This is a genomic window from Actinomyces mediterranea, from assembly GCF_900155595.1.
Lineage (GTDB): Bacteria > Actinomycetota > Actinomycetes > Actinomycetales > Actinomycetaceae > Pauljensenia > Pauljensenia mediterranea.
In genome coordinates this window covers 641,922-663,705 of record NZ_FTPB01000004.1, presented here as the reverse complement: position 1 = coordinate 663,705, position 21,784 = coordinate 641,922, and the positions used below count along the sequence as shown (strand labels likewise).

The window sequence follows — 21,784 nt, the reverse complement described above, 5'->3', positions numbered from 1 at the left end:
CAGTTTCTCCTCGCACGCTCATGTGCTGACATGGAGAGTCGGCTTTGAACTGCGTATATGAGAAACTCTTCCCGTTCGACCGTGTCGTCGGGAGTGAAACTGTGTGCAGATTAGCGGTAGGTACCGCGAGGAGCAGATGATCATCGGGGTAGGGTGGTGGACATGACGACACCGGACTTCGTGCTTGAACTGCGCAGGCACATCGGCCACGACTTGCTGTGGATGCCGGGGGTGACCGGTGTCGTCGTGCGCACGGACGGGCACGACCCGCGTGCCTGTCTCGATCCCGCCGACGTGGAGATCCTCATCGTCAAACGCTCCGACAATGGCAGGTGGACGCCCGTGACGGGCATCGTCGACCCCGGCGAGGAGCCCGCCGCCGCACTCGTGCGCGAAGTAGAAGAAGAAGCAGGGGTGCGCGCCCGCCCGCTGCGGCTCGTGTCCACCGAAGTCGTCGGACCGATGACATACCCGAATGGGGACCGCGCCGTCTATCTCGACAGCGCCTTCCTGCTCATATGGGAGGGCGGGGAACCGTGGCCCGCAGATGGGGAGAATACGGACGCGCGCTTCGTGCGCGGCGACGAACTGCCCGAGATGAATGAGCGATTCACGCGGGTTATTCAACGGGCCCTGTCAGGGCACGAGGCCGCCGCATTCGAGTTCTGAACCCACGCTGACGCATCGGACCCCGAGAAGCGGCGCGGCGTTAGGCGCCCGCCCAATACGATTCGAGTGCGCGCGACAAGGCGACGAGGTCGTCCACATGACTCATCTCGCGCGCCGAGTGCATCGACAACAGGCCGATGCCGACATCGACGGTGAGGATGCCCAATCGAGTCGCCGTAATCGGCCCGATCGTCGACCCACATGGCATCGCATTATTTGACACGAAGGACTGGGAGGCGACTCCCGCCGCGTCGCAGGCGCGCAGCCACAGTGCGATCCCCTCCCCATCCGTCGCATAGCGCTGGATCGCATTGATCTTGAGGATCGGTCCGCGGCCCATGACCGGCCTCGTCTGCGGGTCGTGACGGTCGGCATAATTCGGGTGGACCGAGTGGGCGGCGTCGGCGCTGATGCACGAGGAGGCCGCGTACATGCGTGCGATGGCATCCGAATCGCGGCCGAGGGCTCCGGCGGTGCGTTGCAGCACCGTTTCCAAGATGGGGCCCGCCGCCCCCTCCCTCGTCGCCGAGCCGATCTCCTCGTGGTTGAAACACATGAAGACCCGGATGTCGCCGTCCGCGGGGGTCTCGTCCGCCAGCCGCTCGAGCGCGGTGAGTCCGGCGTGCACGGATGACAGATTGTCCTGCTGGCCTGCTGCGAAGAACTGGGCCTTCTCGCCGAAGGTTCCCGGCCCCTGCGTGGGGATGAGGATGAGGTCGTGGGCGACGACTTCGGAGGCGTCGTCGAGCCCGGAATAGCGTGCGACGAGGTCGAGCAGGTCCGCCTCGGGTGAGTCGACGGTCCACACGGGGTGCAGGTGCAGCTGAGGGTCGAGTTTCACTCCGTCGGTGTTGACGCTGCGGTCGAGGTGGATCGCTAATTGAGGGATGCGTGCGAGTGCGGGCGTGCGTACGAGAACGGTCGATCCGTCACGCATGATGAGTCGGCCGGCGATGGCGAGTTCGCGGTCCAGCCACGAGTTCCACAGCATTCCGCCGTACACTTCGACGTCGATCTGGCCCCATCCGTCCGATGTCGTCGATTGGAGCGAGGGTTTGATGTGGAATGCCGGGGAGTCGGTGTGTGCGCCGACGATGCGGAAGCCGGCGTCCGCGGAGACGGCGTCGGGGACGACCCATGCGGCGACTGCGCCGGAGCGGAGCATGACGTGGCCGCCGGGTGAGGCGTCCCAGGGGTCGGTCTCGTTGTGGCGCGTGAATCCGGCGTCTTCGAGTCGCTGGGCGACGAGGCTCGCCGCGTGGTAGGGACTCGGGGAGTCCAAGAGGAAGTGCTGATAGTCGATGGCGTGGTGCGAGGCTGCGTCGAGTTCGAAAGAAGTCATACGCCCATGGTAGGGCTCACGGGCACACCCCACCCGTGCTGCGCCCTCGTCTACCCCGTGCTGCGTCGCTCATCTGATCAGTGCCCTGATCTGCGAGATTGTGTGGCCTTCCCGGGGGATCTGCACCGTGTTAGCGTTAACCTATTGGAGGCGCGCTCGTCGCGCACACTGTCAATGACGACGACACGAGGAGTGGCAGCACATGAGCGAGCCCGCATCGATCCAGGACATCATCACAGGCAAAGACACGGCACTCGGCATCGAGTTCGGCTCGACCCGCATCAAAGCGGTGCTCATCGGACCGGACCATGACGTCATCGCCACCGGATCGCACGCCTGGGAAAACCGTCTCGTCGACGGCCTGTGGTCCTACCCGCTCGACGAAGTGGCGCACGGAGTTCAAAGCGCCTACGCCGACCTCGTCGCCAAGGTCGCCACGCATTACGGCGTGACCCCCACGGGATACGGCGCCATCGGCATCTCCGCCATGATGCACGGCTACCTGGCGTTCGACGCCGACGGGCAACTCCTCGTCCCTTTCCGAACGTGGCGCAATGTCTCTACCGGTCCGGCAGTCGAGGAGCTCACCCGTCTCTTCGGGGTGAATATCCCCCATCGCTGGTCGATCGCTCACCTGCATCAGGCGGTCCTCAATGGCGAGGAGCACGTCGCCAGGATCGACCGGATCACGACTCTGGCCGGATATGTCCACCAGATGCTCACCGGGCGTCACGTCCTCGGAGTCGGCGACGCATCGGGCATGTTCCCCATCGATTCTACGACCCTCGACTACGACGCCGATTGCGTCGCCGATTATGACGCCCTCGTCGAGGACCGTGTTCCGTGGACCCTCACATCGCTTCTGCCGCAGGTCCTCGCAGCGGGCGACCCTGCAGGCGTCCTCACCGAAGAGGGGGCGCGCTTCCTCGATCCGACTGGTGCACTCGAAGCGGGGATCGCACTGTGTCCGCCCGAGGGGGACGCCGGGACCGGCATGGTCGCGACCAATGCCGTCGCGCCGCGCACCGGCAATGTCTCCGCAGGAACCTCGGTCTTCGCGATGGTCGTCCTTGACCGGGCCATCGAAGGCGTCCATGTGGAGATCGACCAAGTCGCTACCCCCGATGGGGCGCCAGTCGCGATGGTCCATTCGAATAACGGCGCCTCCGAACTCGACACGTGGGTCGGCGTTTTCGCCCAGTTTGCGCGGCTCGCAGGAGTAGACCTCGAAGTCGGCGATCTCTACGACATGCTCTACCGTCATGCCCTCACCGGCGCGGCCGATGGTGCGGGCGTCCTGTCCTACAATCTCTTGGCCGCAGAGCCCATCCTCGGCGTCGACGCAGGATGTCCGATGGTCCTTCACGCCCCCGCCGCCGACCTCGACCTCGCGACCTTCATGCGCACGCAGCTCATGGCCGTCTTCGCCCCGCTGCGCGTCGGCATGGACATCCTCACCCGCGAGGACGTCGTCCTTGACCGACTTCTCGCCCACGGCGGCATCTTCAAGACAGCGGGGGTCGCTCAGAAGATCCTCGCCGATACCGTGCGCACGCCAGTCGCAGTGGGAGAGACGGCAGGCGAGGGAGGCGCGTGGGGCATCGCCGTGCTCGCGCGCTTCGCGGCATGCCGAGACGAGGGCGAGTCGCTTCCGCACTATCTCGATAAGAGGGTTTTCGCCACTGCGCAGGTCAGTGTCATTGAACCCGACGAGGCCGATGCGTCGGCGTGCGAGCGCTACATGGAACTCTACCTCAGAGGCGCGGCGGCTGTAGACGCTGCCGCTGCGGCCTACGCAACCGAAGCCGATGCCTGATTCGTAAGGCTGGCGGGACAGGCACGGTCGGCGGAGCGCCGCCCTCTGGCTGTTAATGTCGTGTTCCAGGGTTCCCAACTGATTCCCGTCCTGCACACAGCCTTGTTGTGGGGGCCCTCACGCCATCGCGGGCCTGTTGAAACTCGCCGAGAACGGCACGGTGAACGCCAACGAGGAACTCGCCGTCGCCTTCGACGTGTGGAACAAGCGCCGGGCTGGAAGTCAGCGATCAGAGGCCAGTGATCGGAGGATCACCTGATCGGGGCGGCGCGGTTATCTGTGCCGCTCCGACTTTTTCGGCCTACAGTTCTGCTATCCGCATGTGTGAATGAGGAGTGATAATGCCGCGCCGCAGCGCCGCTTCACGGCCCCCATCGATTCTCGACGTCGCCAAAGCCGCTGGCGTGTCCCACCAAACCGTGTCCCGTGTCCTCAACGACTCCGAGCGCGTCACGCCCGAGACCCGTGAGCGCGTGCGCGCCGCCATCGATGCGATCGGCTATCGCCGCAATTCGGTGGCCCGGGCATTGGTTACCCGCAAGTCCGGGATCCTTGGCATCATCACCACCTCCTCGTGGCATTATGGCCCGACTTCGATCCTCCTAGCGGTGGAGATTGCGGCCCGATCGGCAGGCTATTACACGGTCGTCTCGCCGATCGACGATGATGATGACGAGGCCGTCCGCACAACCCTCGACCGTTTCCTCGGCCTACCCGTCGAGGGGCTCGTCTTCATCGCGCCGACCCGTGACATCGTCTCCGATATCGGGGACGCGCAATTGGACATCCCCCTCGTCGCGGTGATCGCCGCCCCGGTCGATTCCCTGCCCAACGCCGTGGTCGCCACCATCGATCAGGAGGCGGGCACCCGGGAGCTCATTCATCATCTCGTCAGCCTCGGTCACGTTGATATCGCTCATGTCGGCGGCCCCCCGAGGGCATACGAGGCACGGATCCGCGAGAACGTCTGGCGGACCATGCTGAGCGAGCGCGGCCTTCGCCTGCGCGACCTCGGCGCCCGCGGATGGTCCGCCGAGGTGGGCTATCAGGAGGGCCGGGCAATGGCGAAGGGTGATCTTCCTACCGCCGTGTTCTGCGCGAATGACGAGATCGCGCTCGGCATGTACAGGGCGTTCGCGGAGAGCGGGATCCGCATCCCCGAGGACGTGTCGGTTGCGGGCTTCGACGATCTGCCGCAGGCACGCTATTACCGTCCTGCGCTGACGACTGTCGCCCAGGACTTCGAGGAGATCGGCCGCAAGATCATTGACACCATGATCGTGGCGATCGGGGGCTCGACGCCCGACGGCGTGAGTCTTCCCTCCCATCTCGTCGTCCGCGCATCCACGGCGGCCCCGCGCGGGGCATGACGCCTGCTGATCGGGAATCGCCAGATGAAAACTGGCGGGACCGCTCTCTTTCTAAAGATGGAAAACCTTGAAATCACGCTAGTGTGAGCGTTAACCTTGAGCTGTTGTCACGACGTGTGAAGAGAAGCGTCCGAGGCGCTGAGACGCTCCGGATTCCGCACTCTCACCGATACGAAGGAGTACCCATGGATCATCGTGATCCGAACACCTGGACACCCGGGTTCGCCGAAGAGGTACAGCGCACACGCGAGGTCGTTGCGGCACTGCACTCGGAGCTGCCCAAATGGGAGCTGATCGTCTGGACGGCGGGCAATGTGTCCCAGCGCATCGTCGGCCCCGCCCCGGACGGCTCACAGGATCTGCTCGTCATCAAGCCCTCCGGCGTGTCCTACGACGACCTCACCCCGGAATCCATGGTCGTATGCGACCTCGAGGGGAACCTCGTGCAGGGCGAAGGCTCACCCTCGTCAGACACCGCGGCCCACGCCTACGTGTACACGCACATGCCCCACGTCGGAGGCGTCGTACACACCCACTCCACCTACGCGACCGCATGGGCGGCGCGCGGCGAGGCGATCCCCTGCGTCCTGACCATGATGGGGGACGAATTCGGCGGCGAGGTCCCCGTCGGTCCTTTCGCCCTCATCGGGGACGACTCGATCGGTCGCGGCATCGTCGACACGCTTAAGGAGTCGCGCAGCCCCGCCGTCCTCATGCAGAACCACGGCCCCTTCACCATCGGCGCCGATGCGCGCGCCGCAGTCAAAGCCGCGGCCATGGTCGAAGAAGTGGCCCGCACCGTGCACATCGCCCGCCAACTCGGCGAACCTATCCCGATCCCCCAGGACAAGATCGACTCCCTCTTCAACCGCTACCAGAACGTCTACGGACAGCACGACGCCGCCCCCACCAGCAAGGAAAATGCCTGATGACCAGTTTCTACGACGGCCGTGAAGTCTGGTTCTACACCGGCAGCCAGGACCTGTACGGCGAAGAGACCCTCACAACGGTGGCGGAACAATCCCAAGAGGTCGTCCGCCTGCTCAATGAATCCGGAGTCCTTCCCGCACCCGTCGTATGGAAACCCGTCCTCAAGGATTCCGACTCGATCCGCCGCGCCATGCTCGACGCTTCGGCGGATGACTCGGTCATTGGCGTCATCTCCTGGATGCACACCTTCAGCCCCGCGAAGATGTGGATCCGCGGCCTCGAAGTCCTCTCCAAGCCGCTTCTGCACCTGGCGACCCAGGCGAATATTGAAATCCCCTGGGACACCATCGACATGGATTTCATGAACCTCAACCAGGCCGCCCACGGCGACCGCGAGTACGCCTACATCCTCACCCGCCTCGGCGTCTCGCGCACCACCGTCGTCGGACACGCCTCGAACCCGGCGGTCACGGACAGGGTCGCGAAGTGGATGCGGGCCGCCGTCGGCTGGGCCGCGACGAACTCCATGCGCGTCGTCCGCTTCGGCGACAATATGCGCAATGTCGCCGTCACCGAGGGCGACAAGACCGAGGCGGAGCGCAAGCTCGGCGTCTCCGTCACCACGTGGGGCGTCAACGACCTCGTCGCCGCAGTCGACGCGGTGGACGAGGCCGCAGTCGACGCCCTCGTCGCCCTCTACGAAGAGCGTTACGACGTCGCCGACGAGTTGCGCTCGACGGGTGATCGCCACGAGTCGCTGCGCTACGCCGCGCGCCAGGAGATCGCCATGCGCGCCTTCCTCGACGAGCGCGGCGCCACCGCCTTCACCACGAACTTCGAGGACCTCGGGGAGCTGCGCCAGCTGCCCGGCCTCGCCGTCCAGCGCCTCATGGCCGACGGGTACGGTTTTGGCGCCGAGGGCGACTGGAAAACCGCGATCCTCGTGCGCGCGGCGAAGGTCATGGGCGAGGGACTGCCCGGCGGCGCCTCCCTCATGGAGGACTACACCTACAACCTCGTCCCCGGCGACGAATTGATCCTCGGCGCGCACATGCTCGAAGTGTGCCCGTCGCTGACCCCGGAGCGGGTGCGCATCGAGATCCACCCGCTGGGCATCGGAAACCGCGAGGATCCGGTCCGCATGGTATTCAATGCGGCTCCGCGCCCGGGCGTCGTCGTCGCCCTATCCGATATGCGCGACCGCTTCCGCCTCACCGCGAATGTCGTCGAGGTCGTCGAACCTCCCCACGACATGCCCAAGCTCCCCGTCGCCCGCGTCATGTGGCGCCCCGCCCCCGACCTGTACACCTCGGTCGAGGCGTGGCTGACTGCGGGAGGAGCGCACCATACGGCGATGACGACGCAGATCGGCCCCGACGTCTGGGAGATGTTCGCAAGAATCGCGCAGATGGAACTCCTCGTCATCGACGAATCGACGACAGCCGCCGACTTCCACGAGCGCATCCGCTGGAACCAGTCCTACCACCGACTCGCCGAAGGGCTGTGAGGCTCGACACCATGACCGATATCATCTGGAATCTTGCAGTCACCCCTGAGGAGGGCTCCGCCCGGGCGCGCAGCCTGTTCACCGAGGTCTTCGCCTATGAGCCCCACGGCGTGTGGTCCGCTCCGGGCAGGGTCAATGTCATCGGGGAGCACGTCGACTACAACGGCGGTCCCTGCCTGCCCATCGCATTGCCGCATCGCGCTTATCTCGCGGTCAGCCCCCGCACCGACCGCCTCATCCGCCTCGTCTCGTTGCAGACCCGCGATCGCGTCGACATCCTCGACCTCGATACGATCGGGCCTCGCGGCACTGAGGGCGAGGTGCGCGGCTGGGCGGCGTATCTGGCCGGAGTGGCCTGGGCGCTGGAACAGGCGGGGGACGACTCCCTTCACGGTTTCGACGCGGCCCTGTGGTCCTGCGTCCCCCAGGGCGGCGGTCTCTCCTCCTCCGCCGCACTCGAATGCGCGATGGCAGTCGCCATTGACGACCTCGAAGGGCTCGGCCTCGCGGGATCGAATGATGCCCCGAACGATGCGGGGCGAATCATCCTCGTTGACGCCTGCCGCGCCGCTGAGAACACCATCGCCGGCGCCAATACCGGTGGACTCGACCAGACGGCGTCGCTGCGCTGCCTCGAAGGGCATGCACTCGCCCTCGATTGCCGCGACATGTCGATCGAACAGATCCCCTTCAATATGAGCTGCAGCGGCCTGCAGCTTCTCGTCATCGACACGCGCGCTCCCCACACGCTCAACGACGGGCAATACGCATCGCGTCGTGCGGATTGCGAAGCGGCGGCACGTGCGATCGGCGTCGACCTGCTCGTCGACGTCGAGGACGTGGAGGCGGCGCTGTCGGTGGTGTCGGAGCCGCGCGAGGTCATGCGGGTGCGCCACGTCGTCTCAGAAATCGCCCGGACGAGGGCGTTCATCGAACTGCTCAAGGCGGGTCGCCTTGAGGGGGCGCGCCTGGCGACCGCCGGAGCACTGATGAACGACTCGCATGATTCTTTGCGCGACGACTACGAGGTGTCGTGTCCCGAACTTGATCTCGCGGTCGACGTGGCGCGCGCGAACGGCGCCTACGGCGCTCGTATGACCGGCGGAGGATTCGGCGGAAGCGCGATCGCTCTCATCAACGAAGGGAGGGGCGAAGAAGTCGGCGCCGCGATCGCTCGCGCATTCGCGCAGGCCGGTTTCAATGAGCCGCACTTCCTCACCGCCATTCCGGGTGGCCCTGCGCGCAGGGAGGACTGAGTCTCCTACTTGTCGAGCGTCACCCGGTAGACGTTCGTCTCGCGCAGCTCGAATCCACTGCGACGATAGAGGCGGTTCGCGGCCTCGCGCGTCGGCCGACTCGTCAGGTCCACGGTGCGCGCGCCGATCGCCTTCGCATGGTCGAGTGCCGCCTGCACGAGGGCTTGGCCCGCGCCCTGGCCGCGCGCTTCGGAATCGACGACGACGTCCTCCACCCATGCGCGCACCCCCGTCGGGATTTCGAATGTCGCCAGGGAGAGCATGCCGAGGATCGGGCGAGTCCCATCGGAGTCGGCCTCGTCGGAGCGGAACACGAAGAGGCGGACGCCGGGCTGGGCGACGAAGCGCTCGCAGCCGGCAGCATCCAAGGGCCGTGCCGAGCGCGACAGTTGCGGGATGAGGCGCTCCATCGCCTCGACGAGTTCATCGGAGGACTCGGTGATGATCTCAACACTCATGCGCATGCCTTTCGTCGTAGCGACCGCGTGGTCCTGTGGAGATTCTAAAGCGGATGGGGGCCATGGGGGCGACTGGACGCATTGCGGATCGACTATGCGCCGCCGACTCATCGTGCCCCGGCGCCGGGGTTTTCGCGGGGCGCGGCAGCCGCGCGCCTGTGCGAGACGGCAGCCCCCGGGGAGCAGAATCCGTGCACGGGCGCCGACGGGCTCAGCTGCGGGCGAGGGCGAGGAGATAGTCGTTGAGGGGCGACCAGTTCTCCTTGTGCCACGGTCCGAAGGGTTCGGCTCCGAGGAACACGGCCGCGGCATTATTGACGCGGTCCACCCAGATGAAGGATCCGGACACCCCGAAGTGCCCGAAAGTTGCCGGGTCTGCGCCGACCCCGGTCCAATGCGGGGACTTGCCGCCCTTGACCTCCACGCCGAGCCCCCACGGGCAGGGCGTATGGCGCCCGTATCCGGGCACGACTCCCGCGAGCTCTGGGAATTGAATGGTTGCCGCCTCTACGGCAAGGCCGGGGGTCAGGAGCGCCGGATGCAGGAGTTCGTTCGCGAGGACGATCAGATCCTCGATGCTCGCCTCGCCCGAATGCGCGGGGGAGGCGGGGACGAGGGCGCTCGACATGCCGAGCGGCTCGAAAAGGGTCTCGTCGATCCACCGTCCGATCGGGGTCCCTGTCGCCTGCTCGACTGCGTCGCCGAGGACGTCGAAGGCCGCATTGGAGTAGACACGGCGCTTGCCTGGGGCGAATAGCGGCTCGCGCGAGTCGGCGGGAAGACCGGAGGCATGCGCGAGGAGGTGGCGGATGGTCGACCCGGGTGGACCCGCGGAGTCATCGAGGCGGAGCATGGAGCGATCGACTCCGATGAGCGTCGCCCATGCGGCGCACACTTTCGTCACTGACGCCAAGGGGCGCACCAGCCGGGTATTCCCGATACTGAGGATCACGTCATCGCCGCGCAGCACCGCCAGGGAATAGTCGAAGGGAATATCAACCGGCAGGGTTGTGGGGGCTCCTCGTCGCTGCATGCGCACCAGCCTATACGTCGACGATGACGGGGACGTGGTCGGAGGCGCCCTTCCCCTTGCGCTCATCGCGGTCGATGCTCGCGCCCGTCACCGATGCGGCGAGGGCGGGGGAGGCGTAGACGAAGTCGATGCGCATCCCCTCGTTCCTGGGGAAACGCAGCTTCTGGTAGTCCCAGTACGTGTAGTTGTCCGCACGTCCTCGGGTCACTTCCCGCCAGCCGTCGGATTCGAATGCGAAGAACGCTCGGCGCTCCGCATCGGATACGTGCGTGGCGCCCTCGAAGGCAGCCATGTCCCACACGTCCTCGTCGAGGGGCGCGACATTCCAGTCTCCGACGAGGGCGATCCTCGCACCCGGATCATCGGCGAGCCATCCTGCGGCGTCGCGGCGCAGGGCGTCGAGCCATTCGAGCTTGTACGCATAGTGCGGGTGGTCGAGCTCCCTGCCGTTGGGGATGTACAGGCTCCACACGGTCAGCGGCGCATCCCCAGCCTCGACGGTGATTCCGAGGGCGCGCGCCTCAACGACTACGGGATCGCCGAAGCCGGGTTGGCTCGGGAAATGATCCACGACGGATGTGATCGGCAGGCGGGAGGCCACCGCGACGCCGTTCCACTGGTTGAGCCCCCAGGCCGCGACCTCGTACCCCGCGTGCGCGAAGGCATCGACGGGGAATTGGTCGGGTCGGCACTTGATCTCCTGCATCGCCAGGACATCCGTGCCGGAGCGCTCGAGGAATGCGATGACGCGGTCGACGCGGGTGCGGATGGAGTTGACGTTCCAAGTCGCGAGTCTCATGCCGGTCAGCCTACTGGAGCATGATGAGTGTCCTGGGGAGCATCGTGGGCGTCCTCGTCGAGTTGCGCGGAGAATCGCGAGTAGGCGACGGAGAGGGCGAAGCAGATGACTCCGGCGATGAGCAGTGAGACGATGCGGATGATGGAGTTCTGCCCCGACATGTCGACGAGGGCGAACTTGAGGACCATCGCGATGACGAGGATGAGGCCGTACAGGCGCAAGAACTTCGCGCGCAGGCTGAATCCGACGACGATGCACGCCGCTCCGGCGAGGATGAGGCCGATATTGAGCGGCATCGAGTACACGTCGGTGAGTGAGAACAGGCCGATGACGCAGGCGACGCTGATCGTGATGACGAGTCCGGTGGACACTCCCACGATGGTGGTGCGGATCGTCGGCATCATCATCCACACGAGGGCGAGGCCCAGTCCCATGATGATGGGAGCCATGAGGAAGGCGCGCAGCCACTGCGACGATGCGACCTGCGCATCGGATGCGGAGAATACGGCCGTGGTCGTCACCATTATGAGCAGGGAGAAGATCGCGACCAGGAGCGGCGCGACGAACACGGTCTTGCCCGGCTCGGCTGCCTTAGCCGGCTCAGGGCGGGTGAACAAGCCGCGTCCGGTGACGAGGCCGAATGGGGTGAGTCTGTGCGTCGGCAAACCCGCCACAATGAGCACTCCCGTGCCGATGAGGATGATCGCGTACGTCACCCACTCGGCCCACGACCGGGCGTCGGCGCTGATGAGGCGCACGATGTCGGGGACGAGTTCGCAAGCGCCGAGGACGGCGACGATTCCCCACACCCACGCTGCTGCGCGTGAGGAGCCGCGCGGCGGGGCGATCCCGGGTTCGGGGGGCGTAGCCGGGGGAGTGCCGGTGGGCGCTTGAGCGGCGCCGAGCGGGGCCTGCTGTGCGGGTGCAGTGCGCAGGGCATACTCGTCGATAATGACGGCGGCTGCGAGTACGGCCACGAAGAGCAGGGCGAAAACTGCAACAGCCGTCCACGAATAGTCCATGTAGCGGAACATGATCACGGGGAAGGCGAGCGGGACGAGCACGGCGTGCGCCCCATAGGCGGAGCGCACCGTAGGAACCGCCGTCATGATGAGGACGACGACGAGGACGATGGCGTTCATCATCGAAAGGTCGCTCGTCAGGAGGATGGCGATGAAAGCGGAAGCAAAGAGGCAGTATCCCGCCCAAATGCGGACCCGCGCGTGGAGGGGGATGAATGCGACGGCGAGGGCGCACACGCCGGTACCGGCCGCGAACACGACTCCGCCCCATGGCGGCGCTGAATTCGAGACGAGGGTGGTCGCGTCGAGGCTCTTGAATGCGGCGAGCATCGCAATGACGGGGGTCCCGAGCCACCCGAACGCCCAGTTGTCCGAGCCGCGGGCATCGGGGCGGACGCTTCGGATAACGAGCACGTATTGGGCGAGGACGACCAGCCCGAGGCATGCCGAGACGATGGCGGCGCCGAGGTCGGTGGTAGTCGCGGCGAGGTCCGTTCGGGCGGCTGCCAGCGCGGCGACGCCGACGACGAGGCTCGTCATGAGATACCACGGGCGGGAGGCGTCGCTCGTGCATGTGGGGGCGACGACGGCGGTGACCGCCGACAGGGCGATGACATAGGCGAGGATCGCGACGAGCCCCATGAACGCCTGATCGGGGACCTGCGCGGAATATGTGGCGGTGACACCCACAGTCGTGATGCCGCCGATTGCGGCGATCACCCACGTCATCGGCAATCGGGTCCGCGCTCCGAGGATGACGAGGACAATCCCCCACAGGCACAGCAGGGACAGTGCGGTGAGGGGGGAGACGATGCCCCCGAGAATGACCGCCCCGACGACGGCGACGAAGCCGAGGCCGCCGCCGGTTCCCATGAGGGTCGCTGCGGGGACGCCCGTCGGCGCGCCCTGTGCTCCGCGGGAGTGCGAACGAATGCCGAGCCGGGTGCCGATGCCGGTCAGGACGAGGGCGAGTGCGCCGACTGCGCCGACTTTGGCGACATCGGGGATCGTGTTCCACAGGAGGGCGATGAGGCTGCCCGCTGCGAGGAAGATGAGGAGGGCGGCGGCGCCGGACAGGGCGTACTGCCCGAGTGCTTGTTCGCCGATGCGCCGCTGTGGACGCACCTCCTGCTGCTGCGTGAACTGTTGCTGGGCGGCCGGAGCGTGAGGTGTGTGCGGCCGGGGGACTTGCGACGCGGGAGCCGCACTTGGAGGGGCCGCCTGAATGGGAGGCGGAGACTGGGCCGGTGGCATCGCCGAGGGCGCGAAGCGCTGATCCGCCGATCTGGCGAAGGGATTCACGGGGGTCGTTGCGCTGACGCGGAACTGCGGCGCCGCAGCCTGGACTGCGGTTTGCCGGTTCGGCGCTTGCACCGGGCGGACCGGAGCGGATTGAGTCGTCGGCGGTGCGACGACCCGCGCCTGCTGCAGTGCGACGGTGAGCTGGGTGATCTCGCGGGACAGGCGAGTGATCTGCTCGCTCAGAGTGTCCAGGGATACGTGATCGGCTTCAGTGTCAGGAGCCGACGAGGTCGACAGTTGCCCGCCCTCGTCGCCCGTTCGGCCCTGGACCTGCGGATCGCCATATGGATCGTTCATGATGCCCCTCGTCAACGACAGTGCTTGTGAGGATAATAAACATGAACCGGCAATGATGAACAGAGTCGTACTACGATCATCGTGTGGGAACAGCACTCGTTACAGGCGCCACCTCAGGGCTCGGCGAAGAATTCTGTTGGCAACTGGCAGTCGCCGGACACGACCTCGTCCTCGTCGCTCGGCGCAAGCCTCTCCTCGACGACCTTGCGATGCGTCTGCGCAATGTTGCGGGCGTCAATGCGGAGGTCATTGTCGCCGACCTCACGAATCCGGATGAGCTCGCCTTCGTCACCGCCCGTCTCGATGAATCGGGAGCACCCGGCGGTCCTGCACCTGTCGGATTGCTCGTCAACAATGCGGGATTCGGTCTGGGCAGGGCATTCGCCGACGATGACCTCGACCGTGAACTGGGCGCGCTCGACGTCATGGTCCGCGCCGTCATGGTCCTCAGCCACCACGCCATCCGATCGATGCGCGCCCGCGGTCGCGGCGCGATCCTCAACGTCGCCTCCGTCGCGTCGCGCACGGGTGCAGGCACCTATTCCGCGCACAAGGCGTGGATCGTTGCTTTCACGGAGGGGCTGTCCGAAGAGCTGCGCGGCACCGGTGTCACGGCCTCATGCGTGTGTCCGGGGCCCACGAAGACACCGTTCTTCGACAACGCGGGCGTCGACATGTCGGGCACCCCCGACTGGATGATGTCCACTCCCGAAGAGGTCGTCACAGAGGCCCTCGATGCGGTGCGCGTCGGGCGGGTCCTCGTTACGCCGACGCCCACCTACAAAGTGATGATGGCGGCGATGAAGATCGCGCCGCGCTCAGTGGTGCGCCGCGTCATGCGCTCCGTCCCCCACATGTGACCGTTTCTACTCGTCACAGGTGATAACGGCCGTTCAGTCGCCGTCCATCGGAGAGCTATTGGCGTAGTACTGTCATTTTTTGACATTTCTTAATGCGAGACGGAGCTCATAGGATTACGAGATCCGTCTAGTAAGTTGTGCGACATGCTCGTGGTGCGATAATGAAGGTGATTCTCTTTTTTTGAGGAGTGGGCACGTATATTATTACGCGTTCGTTCAGGCACTCACTCCTTCGAGTCGCTGTGTTGTTGTTCGCTGTCATCGCATTGGTGGGTCCTGTAGAGGGAATGCATCGCAGATCATCGATTCGACATAACCCGATGCGTCACGGCGCCGTGCTCTCGGGCATGGCGCCGTCACCGCTTGTTCATGCAGGCATAAACACAAACACAGATTGACGGCTAGGATGGGTGCCACGACCGGGGAAGTGCCTCGCACAATGAGTACCCTCAACAATCGGCCGAAGCGAAGCGGGAGAACACATGCGGCCACTGCGCGCGCCACTGATCCGGACAGCCCTGAGCGCCTGCGTAGCGCTCGCCCTCATGCTTCCTCTGACGGCGACCGCGAATGCCGACGAGACCGAGGCCGCGTACACACCTGTCTCAGGACAGAGTTCAGACAGCAGCGACCAGCAATTCAGCCCAGCAGAGGACACAGACTCGGCTGAGCATCACAGTGCGCCGGAGACAGACCTGGATGCGAGCAGCGCCGACTCCTCCGATGCTCTACAGTCGCAGAAACGCTCCGCAGCCGATTCGACGCTGGTCACTCTTGCCGATATCGGCGGCACCGGTTCGTGGCAGGCGTTTGACGGCAAATGGAAGTGGCGCGGCGATGACGGCGTCGTCCTGCGCTCGCAGTGGGCGCGCATTCACGGCAACTACTACTACTTCGGCGCCGATGAGTTCATGCGCACGGGATGGTTCGCCGAGGACGGCAAATGGTTCCATTGCGCTCCCTCCGGCGAAGCGAACCTCGGTTGGGTTTTAGACGGCGGTGCCTGGTATTACCTGGATCCTGCGACGGGAGTGATGGGCGTCGGGTTGGTGAAGGTCAGTGGGGAATCGTATTTCTTCACCAATTCGGGCGCAATGGTGACGGGGTGGGGTCACTCGGGCGAGGGGTGGAGGTTCTTTTCCAACAGCGGTGCGATGGTGACCGGTTGGGTTTTAGACGGCGACATCTGGTATTACCTGAATCCTGCGACGGGCGTCATGCGCACCGGTTTCTTGACGCAGGGCGCAGCCACCTACTTCCTCGCTGATTCGGGCGCAATGGCGACCGGGTGGTTCCACCACTTCGACGGGTGGCGCTTCTACGCCTCCTCCGGTGCCGAAATATTCGCGTGGCACAGAGTCGGAACCGCGTGGTACTACTTCGACACGAAATCCGGCATCATGGCGACCACCGACCAGACCGTCGGCGGGACCCGCTACAGGTTCCAGGCCAATGGCGAATGGATCAACTATCAGGCGCCCACCGGCTACCTGCAGCCGACCTCGTCGATCACTCCGCTGGGGTTGGACACCAACCAACTGACATGGGGGATGAACGGCGTCAAGGTCCGCATTGTCCAACAGCGCCTCGGCATCTGGAACTCGGGGACCCTCGCATCCGTCGATGCGACCTTCCAGCGGGCGGTTCGCAATTTCCAATCCCGAGCGGGTCTGCCCGTGACGGGGATTGTCGATCAACGCACATGGAATGCCCTGGGAATCGGGTACTCCTGGTACGTCGACCAGTATCAGGCGACGCCGATCTCCGTCAGTGCTTCGCGCGAAGAACACATCGAAGCGATGATCGGATATGCGTGGAACCAGGTAGGTTCCTCCTACACGTGGGGTGGGGCGGGCCCCTACGATCTGGGATTCGACTGCTCCGGCCTCGTCCTGCAGGCGATGTATGCGGGCGGCATCGACCCGCAGCCGATTACCGTCGTCAAACATGGGTTGCCCTCGTATCGCACGTCGCGAGAGTTGTACAACCACTCGGCACTCATGTACAAGCCGTTGTCGGAGCGCCGACGCGGGGACCTCATCTTCTACAAGACCGACGGAGTCGTTACCCACGTCGCCCTCTATATCGGCAATGATCAGGTTATTCACACGGATTGGATGGGGCGCCCCGCCCGCATTCAGCACATGACCGTCGGATATGGGTGGTCGAACACTGCCCCCTGGGTGGCTCGCCCCTTCCCATGACCGGGCGCGGTCCGATGCCGGGCGCCGACTCGAGGCTGCAGCGGTATCAGAACAGGATCGGCCAGTGCGGCAGGCACTGCGATAAGGTGATGTGGGAAGAGTTCACCGCGTCCACTGCCGCCGCATATTCGGGATCGCGCTGCGGTTCCCGCCCCATTTTGATATTCGCCTCGGCTTGCGCGGGGTCGGCGAATTCGCTCACCGTGGGGTTGGACAGCAGCGTGAGCGCAGCGGTATACGAGTCGAGGGCGTCCAGCGCCTCCGTCGCCGTATCATCCATCGCAGCCGATGCCATGTCATTACGGTATTCGGAGGCGAAGGCGATGACGAAAGAGGACCATGCGGTGACTGAGGATGCGGAGTCGCCCGAGTCGCGTGCCGATATGAATGCCCTCCCCTCGTCCATGGCATCAAGAGCCTCGGCCAGGACCCCGTCCATTGCAGCGCACCCATCCGACGGGGCGTCGCCCCGGCTCCTCCTGATTGCGGCGAGGGGGCGGATTGCTCGGACTGCGAGGATTGCGCAGTCGGGGAGGAGGGCGAGCATGCGGCCAGCGCCATGGCGCCGATCACCAATGCCACCCCAGCTACGCGCCGACTCATTCTCATATCTCCTCCTCGTCCGTGCCGCCCGCTGGGGCGGGAATGCTCAGGCCAGGTCGAGGTCGGCCAGGTTGAGGGCATGGAAGTAGGGGAATCCCTCTGCTTCAATGCGCTCCTTCGCACCGGTCGCCCGGTCCACGATGACGGCGACTGCGACGACTGTGGCGCCTGCCTCGGTCAATGCGTGCGCGGCCTCCAGAGGGGAGCCGCCCGTCGTGGACGTGTCTTCCAGGACGACGACCGGTTTGCCCGTGACGTCCGGGCCCTCAATGCGGCGCTTCATGCCGTGGTCTTTGGCGGCCTTGCGTACTACGAATGCGTCGAGGTCGAGGCCGCGTGAGGCCGCTGCGTGCATCATCGCGGCGGCGACGGGGTCGGCTCCCATGGTGAGTCCGCCGACGGCGGCATAGTCGACGCCGGGGGTGAAACCCGCTTCTTCAAGCAGATCGAGCATGACGTGCCCGATAAGGGGTGCGGCCTCGTGGTGGAGGGTCGCGCGGCGCATATCGACGTAGAAGTCGGATTCTCGCCCCGACGCGAGGGTCACCTTTTCGTGGATGACCGCCAGCTCTTTGACGAGGCCGGCCAAGCGGTCCTTATGAGAGTCATTCGTCATGGCCCCAGCCTAATGCGCGGGCCGCATCCGAGGGGATTGGACGCGGCCCAGTGGACGGGAACACGAGTGCGGGTCAGTTGGAGACGGCCTCCACCAATTCGATGAGTTCCCCGATGCCCTCGTGGATGCCGAATGGTCGGAACGGGTAGTTCTCCACCTGCTCCAGACAGGTTGAGCCCGACAAGACGAGGTGTGTGCGCAGACCGGCCTCGACGCCCGCCTGGATGTCGGTGTCCATGCGGTCCCCGACCATGGCGGCGCTCTCGGAGTGCGCGCCGATCTTATTGAGTCCGGCGCGGATCATCACCGGGTTCGGCTTGCCGATGAAGTAGGGGGTTTTGCCTGTGGCGGCGGTGATCATCGCGGCGATGGAACCCGTGGCGGGCAGGGTGCCTTCATCGGAGGGGCCGGTGACGTCGGGGTTCGTGGCGATGAACTTCGCGCCCCGCTCAATGAGGCGGATTGCGTTGGTCAGCGCATTGAAATCGTAGGAGCGGGTCTCCCCGAGGACGACGTATTCCGGATCCTGGTCCGTCATGATGTAGCCCGCGCCGTGCAATGCCGTCGTCAGGCCCGCTTCTCCGATGACGAATGCTGAAGAGTCGGGGGACTGCTGCGCGAGGAAGGCGGCGGTGGCGTTCGCCGAGGTCCAGATGTGCTCTTCGGGCACGTCGAGGCCCGAGCGCTCGAGCCTCGCCGACAGGTCGCGGTTCGTAAAGATCGAGTTATTCGTCAAGACCAGGAACGGGTAGCCCTGGCGGCGCAATGCGTCGAGGAATTGCTCGGCGCCGGGCAGCGCCCGGTTCTCCTTGACGAGGACGCCGTCCATATCCGACAGCCACGCGGACACCGGCGGCATTTCAGTAAGGGGCGTGGATGCGTGAAAACTCATCATGGCTTCATCCTAGGTGTTGAAGGCTTGCGCGCTCAGCTTCTAGTGGATGAAGACACAAATGTCTCCCGTACAGCGGCGTGACATGAAGGGCGCATGATCTCCGAGAGTCCTGAGTGGCTCATCCTTTGGTTTACGGGGGGCGCCTCGTGTCTGTGCGTTATTTATCAGGAACTGTGGCGGGTTCGAGATGACCTGAGTCAGAGTGGGCGTACGGCGCCTTCGTGGAAGGGGCGTGCGCCCGATACGAGGGCCTGACGCCCGGGGTTGCGGATGCCCGCACCTGATGCCCGGGTCTTATGTGCTCGGCCTCACCGGGGCACGGGGACCGGGCCGTTGTCAGTCCGCGGGATCGGCGTCGACGGCACCCTGCACATCGTTGAACAAAAGGTTGGAGACCTCGAGTTGGACGTAGTCGATCTTCGGGATGTCGTGCAAGACCAGCGGGTCGTCGGAGGAGGTCTGCAGGGTGAGGGTGCCGCACCCGAAAAACCTGTCGATGAGATCGCGCTCGTTGGCGACATCGGAGATGCGCGACAGCGGCAGGTCGTGGCCGCGCCGGTTAAGGATGCCGTGGCGCGTGATGACTCGCTTCGAGGTGAGGGTGTAGGTGGTGGTCGCCCACCGCAGGAGAGGCGCGACGAACAGGGGAATCGTCGCGACGACGACGATCGCCCACACGAAGGCGTGGCTGAAGGGCGCCCATTCGGGCGGCATGACGATCGACGCGGCGACGCCGACGGCCAGGAGGAGGATCTCGCCGATGATGTTGGCGAGGATCGCCTTGATGTGGGTTCGCATGTGTCGGACGATGACTTCATCCTTGGACAGGAGGTGTGCGCGCGGTGCCATGCCCCCATCCTGCCATCTCGCGCGCCTCGTGGCACTATCGTGGGCGCGGTGAACGATATGAACGACGAGGCCGAGCGTCGCGGCGTCGGCCCGTGGGAAGGGCCGGCGCCCCGGGGCGACCATTACGATCCGGAGCTGCTCGCAAACGGCGACTGGCGCAATGTGGAGGACCGCTACCGGTATTGGACGATGGAGGCGATCCGTGAGGACATCGCCCGGCGCTCCCTTCCCTTCGAGGTGGCGATCGAGAACCTCGGTCACGATTTCAACATCGGGTCGATTGTGAGGACGGCGAATGCACTGGGGGTGCGGGCCGTTCACATTGTGGGCCGCAGGCGGTGGAATAGGCGCGGTGCGATGGTGACCGACCGTTATCTGCGGGTCGACCATATGGCCGATGCGACAGAACTTGCCGCCCACTGCGCCGGACACGGCCTCGCCCTCGTCGGAGTCGACAATGTCGACGGATCGCTCCCCTTGGAGTCCACGCCGCTGCCGTCACTCTGCTGCCTCGTCTTCGGGGAGGAATCCGCAGGGCTCAGCGATGACATGCGGGCCGCATGCGAGATGATCGTCCACATCGCACAGCGGGGGTCGACGCGGTCGATGAATGTCGGACACGCGGCGGCGATCGTGATGTGGGCGCACGCATCCGAGCTCGCCTCCTTTGAGGACTGACGAGGGCGACCGGCGGCCGATGCGAATATGTGCAGTCGGTTCGGGACTTCGATCCTCGCGATGACGGGGCGGGGTATGAGACAATCAACACTGACGGATTTGTCATTCGATTAGGAGGCTCCTGTGCCTATCGCAACCCCTGAGGTCTACGCCGAAATGCTGAACCGCGCGAAGGAAGGCAAGTTCGCCTACCCCGCGATCAACATCACCTCCTCGCAGACCGTTACCGCAGCCATCCAGGGCTTCGCCGAGGCGGAGTCCGACGGCATCATCCAGGTCTCCGTCGGCGGCGCCGAGTACGCGTCCGGCTCGACCATCAAGAACCGCGTCACCGGCTCCCTCGCCATTGCCGCATACGCGACTGAGGTCGCGAAGAACTACGGCGTCACCATCGCCCTGCACACCGACCACTGCGCCAAGCAGAACATCGATTCGTGGATCCGCCCCCTCATGGAACTCGAAGCCGAGCAGGTGGCCCGGGGCGGACTGCCGACCTTCCAGTCGCACATGTGGGACGGTTCCGCTGTTCCGCTCGCTGAGAACCTCGAAATCGCGAAGGAGATGCTCGAACTCTCCGTCAAGGCGAACACGATCCTCGAGGTTGAGATCGGTGTCGTCGGCGGTGAAGAGGACGGTGTCGTCGGCGCGATCAATGAGAAGCTCTACACGACCACCGAGGACGCCCTCAAGACCGTTGAGGCTCTCGGCATGGGCGAGAAGGGCCGCTATCTCACCGCGCTCACCTTCGGCAATGTGCACGGCGTGTACAAGCCGGGCCACGTGAAGCTGCGTCCGGAGATCCTCGGCACCATCCAGGAAGAGGTCGCTGCGAAGATCGGTTGGAAGAATGATCGCCCGTTCGACCTGGTCATGCACGGCGGCTCCGGCTCGACCGCCGACGAGATCGCTCTGGCCGTTGCCAACGGCGTCATCAAGATGAACGTCGACACCGACACCCAGTATGCCTTCACCCGTCCCGTCGTCGAGCACATGTTCCGCAACTACGACGGCGTCCTCAAGATCGACGGTGAGGTCGGTAACAAGAAGATGTACGACCCGCGCTCGTGGGGCAAGGCGGCGGAGGCCGGCATGGCCGCCCGCGTCGTCGAGGCCTGCCAGCGCCTCGGCTCGGTCGGCACCAAGATGAAGTGAACCGCTGATCCGTCGATCGGTATCGCGTGACTGAGGGCCTCGGCTGATCCCATCGGCTGGACCTGCTGGGGTGGGGCCCGGGGAGCAGTTCAGCTCTCCCCGGGCCCCACCCTGGTCTTCGTCCTC

The 21,784-nt window shown here is 65.2% G+C and carries 19 protein-coding genes; 10 read left to right on the top strand and 9 right to left on the bottom strand.

Translation table 11 applies throughout. The features are described 5' to 3' along the window. The first annotated feature begins 162 nt into the window (after positions 1-162). Entirely contained in the window at positions 163-669 is a 507-nt protein-coding gene (locus BQ7471_RS07005; RefSeq protein WP_076465188.1) for an NUDIX hydrolase, read from the top strand. 40 nt (positions 670-709) lie between these two features. Here BQ7471_RS07005 and BQ7471_RS07000 read toward each other — a convergent pair whose 3' ends face one another. Continuing rightward, entirely contained in the window at positions 710-2,011 is a 1,302-nt protein-coding gene (locus BQ7471_RS07000) for a M18 family aminopeptidase (RefSeq protein ID WP_076465186.1), read from the bottom strand. A gap of 202 nt (positions 2,012-2,213) precedes the next feature. Here BQ7471_RS07000 and BQ7471_RS06995 point away from each other — a divergent pair, with 202 nt between their 5' ends. The 5 genes from BQ7471_RS06995 (at position 2,214) to galK (ending at position 8,890) form a co-directional block, all read left to right on the top strand. Next, positions 2,214-3,827, top strand: coding sequence for a xylulokinase (locus tag BQ7471_RS06995; RefSeq protein WP_076465184.1), 1,614 nt, complete (start codon positions 2,214-2,216; stop codon positions 3,825-3,827). Between the two features lie 341 nt (positions 3,828-4,168). Then, on the top strand, positions 4,169-5,197 hold the full coding sequence (locus BQ7471_RS06990) for a LacI family DNA-binding transcriptional regulator (protein ID WP_083663299.1): 1,029 nt from the start codon (positions 4,169-4,171) through the stop codon (positions 5,195-5,197). A 185-nt stretch (positions 5,198-5,382) separates the two neighbouring features. Then, positions 5,383-6,126: an L-ribulose-5-phosphate 4-epimerase gene (locus BQ7471_RS06985; protein ID WP_076465183.1), complete on the top strand. Its 744-nt coding sequence runs from the start codon at positions 5,383-5,385 to the stop codon at positions 6,124-6,126. Beyond that, a complete protein-coding gene (gene araA / locus BQ7471_RS06980; RefSeq protein ID WP_076465181.1) occupies positions 6,126-7,634 on the top strand; it encodes an L-arabinose isomerase in 1,509 nt (502 codons plus the stop codon). Before BQ7471_RS06985 ends, araA begins: the two co-directional genes overlap by 1 nt. Positions 7,635-7,645: 11 nt before the next feature. Continuing rightward, entirely contained in the window at positions 7,646-8,890 is a 1,245-nt protein-coding gene (gene galK / locus BQ7471_RS06975) for a galactokinase (RefSeq protein WP_076466246.1), read from the top strand. A 5-nt stretch (positions 8,891-8,895) separates the two neighbouring features. Here the strand turns inward: galK and BQ7471_RS06970 are convergent, their stop codons facing one another. The 4 genes from BQ7471_RS06970 to BQ7471_RS06955 form a co-directional block, all read right to left on the bottom strand. After that, the gene (locus BQ7471_RS06970; protein ID WP_076466244.1) at positions 8,896-9,348 is read right to left on the bottom strand and encodes a GNAT family N-acetyltransferase; all 453 of its coding nucleotides are present in this window, start codon (positions 9,346-9,348) and stop codon (positions 8,896-8,898) included. 211 nt (positions 9,349-9,559) lie between these two features. Further along, positions 9,560-10,381 carry a serine hydrolase domain-containing protein gene (locus tag BQ7471_RS06965; RefSeq protein WP_076465180.1) on the bottom strand — a complete coding sequence of 274 codons (822 nt, stop codon included), beginning with the start codon at positions 10,379-10,381 and terminating at the stop codon, positions 9,560-9,562. 10 nt (positions 10,382-10,391) lie between these two features. Continuing rightward, positions 10,392-11,180 carry an exodeoxyribonuclease III gene (locus BQ7471_RS06960; protein ID WP_076465178.1) on the bottom strand — a complete coding sequence of 263 codons (789 nt, stop codon included), beginning with the start codon at positions 11,178-11,180 and terminating at the stop codon, positions 10,392-10,394. A gap of 5 nt (positions 11,181-11,185) precedes the next feature. After that, positions 11,186-13,801 (bottom strand): DUF2339 domain-containing protein, encoded by a 2,616-nt coding sequence (locus tag BQ7471_RS06955; RefSeq protein ID WP_076465177.1) that lies wholly within the window; start codon positions 13,799-13,801, stop codon positions 11,186-11,188. An 83-nt stretch (positions 13,802-13,884) separates the two neighbouring features. Here BQ7471_RS06955 and BQ7471_RS06950 point away from each other — a divergent pair, with 83 nt between their 5' ends. Together BQ7471_RS06950 and BQ7471_RS06945 are read left to right on the top strand one after the other, a co-directional pair. Continuing rightward, a complete protein-coding gene (locus BQ7471_RS06950) occupies positions 13,885-14,661 on the top strand; it encodes an SDR family NAD(P)-dependent oxidoreductase (RefSeq protein ID WP_076465175.1) in 777 nt (258 codons plus the stop codon). Between the two features lie 482 nt (positions 14,662-15,143). Beyond that, positions 15,144-16,865, top strand: a complete 1,722-nt coding sequence (locus BQ7471_RS06945) for an NlpC/P60 family protein (protein WP_076465173.1) — start codon at positions 15,144-15,146, stop codon at positions 16,863-16,865. A 46-nt stretch (positions 16,866-16,911) separates the two neighbouring features. Here BQ7471_RS06945 and BQ7471_RS06940 read toward each other — a convergent pair whose 3' ends face one another. From BQ7471_RS06940 to BQ7471_RS06925, 4 genes are all read right to left on the bottom strand, one after another. Beyond that, complete coding sequence (locus BQ7471_RS06940; protein WP_129583375.1) at positions 16,912-17,412, bottom strand: hypothetical protein; 501 nt, start codon at positions 17,410-17,412, stop codon at positions 16,912-16,914. Positions 17,413-17,514: 102 nt separating this feature from the next. After that, a complete protein-coding gene (pyrE, locus tag BQ7471_RS06935; RefSeq protein ID WP_076465170.1) occupies positions 17,515-18,084 on the bottom strand; it encodes an orotate phosphoribosyltransferase in 570 nt (189 codons plus the stop codon). A 73-nt stretch (positions 18,085-18,157) separates the two neighbouring features. After that, positions 18,158-18,976: an HAD-IIA family hydrolase gene (locus BQ7471_RS06930; RefSeq protein ID WP_076466242.1), complete on the bottom strand. Its 819-nt coding sequence runs from the start codon at positions 18,974-18,976 to the stop codon at positions 18,158-18,160. A gap of 339 nt (positions 18,977-19,315) precedes the next feature. Then, positions 19,316-19,828, bottom strand: coding sequence for a PH domain-containing protein (locus BQ7471_RS06925; RefSeq protein ID WP_076466239.1), 513 nt, complete (start codon positions 19,826-19,828; stop codon positions 19,316-19,318). 57 nt (positions 19,829-19,885) lie between these two features. Here BQ7471_RS06925 and BQ7471_RS06920 point away from each other — a divergent pair, with 57 nt between their 5' ends. Further along, positions 19,886-20,506, top strand: coding sequence for a TrmH family RNA methyltransferase (locus tag BQ7471_RS06920; RefSeq protein WP_083663298.1), 621 nt, complete (start codon positions 19,886-19,888; stop codon positions 20,504-20,506). A gap of 123 nt (positions 20,507-20,629) precedes the next feature. Next, positions 20,630-21,658 carry a class II fructose-bisphosphate aldolase gene (gene fbaA, locus BQ7471_RS06915; protein WP_076465169.1) on the top strand — a complete coding sequence of 343 codons (1,029 nt, stop codon included), beginning with the start codon at positions 20,630-20,632 and terminating at the stop codon, positions 21,656-21,658. Positions 21,659-21,784: the final 126 nt, after the last annotated feature.